The following is a 2,877-nucleotide window of genomic DNA, read 5'->3' on the forward strand; positions in this document are numbered from 1 at the left end:
CCTCGGTGGTCGCCTTGGCGAAATTCTGGGTGATGAAATGCAGGCACGGGGCGCCCTCGGCGATGAGCCGCTCCCCCATCTCGGTCGCGATCTCGATCCCGGCCGCGCGCACCGCGGCCCGATCCTCTTCCGGGCCATCGCCCGCCGCGCGCCGCAGCCGGTCGAGAACCGCGGCGGGGAGCTCACGGCCCGACAGTTCGATCGCGCGTTTCACCGTGCGCAGCGAGGTGATCGGCATCAGCTCGGGAATGATCGGTTTCGCTCCCTCGATCGGGCAGTGCGCGGCCACCCGATCCCGCAGGCGCAGATAGTGTTCGACGTCGAAGAACATCTGGGTGATCGAATAGTCCGCTCCCGCGCGCAGTTTCGCCGCCAGGAACGCGGTATCGGAGTCGAGGTCCGGTGAGCGGTGGTGGCCCTCGGGGAACGAGGCCACGCCCACGTGGAAATCGCCGAGGTCCCGCACGATCCGCACGAGCTCGTCGGCGTACTCGACCCCGTCCGGATGTCGGGACCACGCGCCCAGCGGATCACCGGGCGGATCGCCGCGCAGCACCAGGACGTTGCGAATGCCGCAGTCGGCGTAGGACCCGATCAGGGCGCGCAATTCGCCGATGCTGTGCCCGACCGCGGTCAGGTGCGCGACCGGCAGCAGGGTCGTCTCCGAGGCGAGCTGGCCGGTGATGCGCGCGGTGCGGTCCTTGGTCGAACCGCCCGCGCCGTAGGTCATGGAGACGAACGCCGGGTGCATCCGCTCGAATTGCCTTACAGCGCGCCACAATCGGGCCTCACCGACCGCGTCACGCGGCGGATTGAACTCCACCGAGAACGGCACCCGGGCCCGCCCGTGAATGCGCAGGCTGTCGACGACCGATCCGGCGCCGGTCGCCCTGGCGGACGTGCCACCGGACTGTCCGGTCGTGAGGTGGTCCCGTCCTGGGATGGAGTACATGTTCGCCTCGATATCGAAAGGGTTGCGAGCGCACGCCGAGGACGCCCGCGACGCGGGCGTCCTCGGCGGTCACGATCAGCGCAGCGCGTTGACCGCAGTCACCAGGTTGCGCAGCGAGGCGATCACCTCGTCGTTGCCGCGGGTCTTGAGACCGCAGTCCGGGTTCGCCCAGAGACGCTCGGCCGGAACGGCTTTCAGCGCCAGCGCGAGGGACTGTTCGATCTCCTGGGCGCTCGGCACGCGCGGGGAGTGGATGTCGTACACGCCCGGGCCGACGCCGAGGTCGAAGCCCGCGGCGTTGAGGTCGTCCAGGACCTCCATGTGCGAGCGCGCGGCCTCGATCGAGGTGACGTCGGCGTCCAATCCCGCGATGGCGCCGATGATCTCGCCGAACTCCGAGTAGCACAGGTGGGTGTGCACCTGGGTGGCGTCGGCGACGCCGGAGGTGGCCAGGCGGAACGCGTCCACCGCCCACTCCAGGTACGCGGCCTGATCGGCCTTGCGCAGCGGCAGCAGCTCGCGCAGCGCGGGCTCGTCGACCTGGATCACCGCGATACCGGCGGCCTCGAGATCGACTGTCTCGTCCCGGATCGCCAGGGCGATCTGCCGCGCGGTCTCCGAGCGCGGCTGGTCGTCACGCACGAACGACCACGCCAGGATGGTGACCGGCCCGGTCAGCATGCCCTTGACCGGCTTGGTGGTCAGCGACTGCGCGTAGGTGGACCACTCCACGGTCATGACCGCCGGGCGCACCACGTCGCCGTAGACGATCGGCGGGCGCACGCAGCGGGTGCCGTAGGACTGCACCCAGCCGTTCACGGTCGCGGCGTACCCGTCGAGCTGCTCGGCGAAGTACTGCACCATGTCGTTGCGCTCGGGCTCGCCGTGCACCAGCACGTCGAGGCCGATCTCCTCCTGCAGCGCGATGACCTCGGCGATCTCCGCGCGCATCCGGTTGTCGTACTCGGCCTGATCGATCGTGCCCTTGCGCAGTTCGGCGCGCGCCACCCGGATCCGGGAGGTCTGCGGGAACGAGCCGATGGTGGTGGTCGGCAGCAGCGGCAGGTTCAGCCGCTCCTGCTGCAGCACACGGCGCTCGTCGGCCGGGGTGCGGCGGATGGCATCGGAGGTCAGCTCGGTCAGGCGCGACCGCACCGACTCCACGCGCAGGCGCGGATCGGCCTTGCGGTCGGCGACCGCGGCGCGGGCGATCGCGAGCTCGTCGGCGACCGCGGCCTCACCCTCGGTGAGAGCCGTTGCCAGGACGCGGATCTCGGCGATCTTCTCCTCGCCGAACGCCAGCCAGGAGCGCAGGCGCGCGTCCAGGTCGGTCTCGGGCGCGAGGCTGTAGGGCACATGCAGCAGCGAGCACGAGCTCGACACGGCCACCTGGACACCGGCCGCGCGCAGCTCGCTCAGGCGGGGCAGCGCGTGGTCGGGATCGACCCGCCAGATGTTGTGGCCGTCGACGACGCCCGCCACGATCAGCTTGTCGGTGATCGCCTTCGCGGCGGCCACGTCCGCGTCGCCACCGGCGACCAGGTCGACCGCGATGCCCTCGACACCGGTCTCGGCCAGCGCGGGCAGGGCCGCACCCAGGCGACCGAAGTAGGCCGCCACCAGGATGGCCGGGCGCGCCGACAGCTCGGACAGCCGCTGGTAGGTGCTGCGCACCGCCGCGAGTTCGGCCTCGGTCAGATCGGTGACCAGCGACGGCTCGTCGATCTGCACCCACTGCGCGCCGGCCTCGGCGAGCTGACCCAGCAGCTGCTCGTAGAGCGGCAGCAGATCGGCCAGCCGGTCCAGCAGGTCACTGCCGTCGAGGGACTTGGCGAGCTTGAGGAAGGTGATCGGGCCGACCACGACCGGGCGGGCCGGAACACCCAGCGCCAGCGCCTCTTTCAGCTCCGCGAGCGGCTTGGCCG

General features: G+C 70.9%; 2 protein-coding genes. Both read right to left on the reverse strand.

The genetic code is table 11. From position 1 onward, the window contains the following. The coding region (locus ACWIGI_RS41610) for a methylenetetrahydrofolate reductase (protein ID WP_454209215.1) at window positions 1–952 on the reverse strand (952 nt) is incomplete at its 3' end. 75 nt (window positions 953–1,027) lie between these two features. Then, a partial coding sequence (gene metE, locus ACWIGI_RS41615) for a 5-methyltetrahydropteroyltriglutamate--homocysteine S-methyltransferase (RefSeq protein ID WP_454209216.1) occupies window positions 1,028–2,877 on the reverse strand: 1,850 nt, incomplete at its 5' end.

Source organism: Nocardia sp. NPDC055321 (assembly GCF_053645575.1).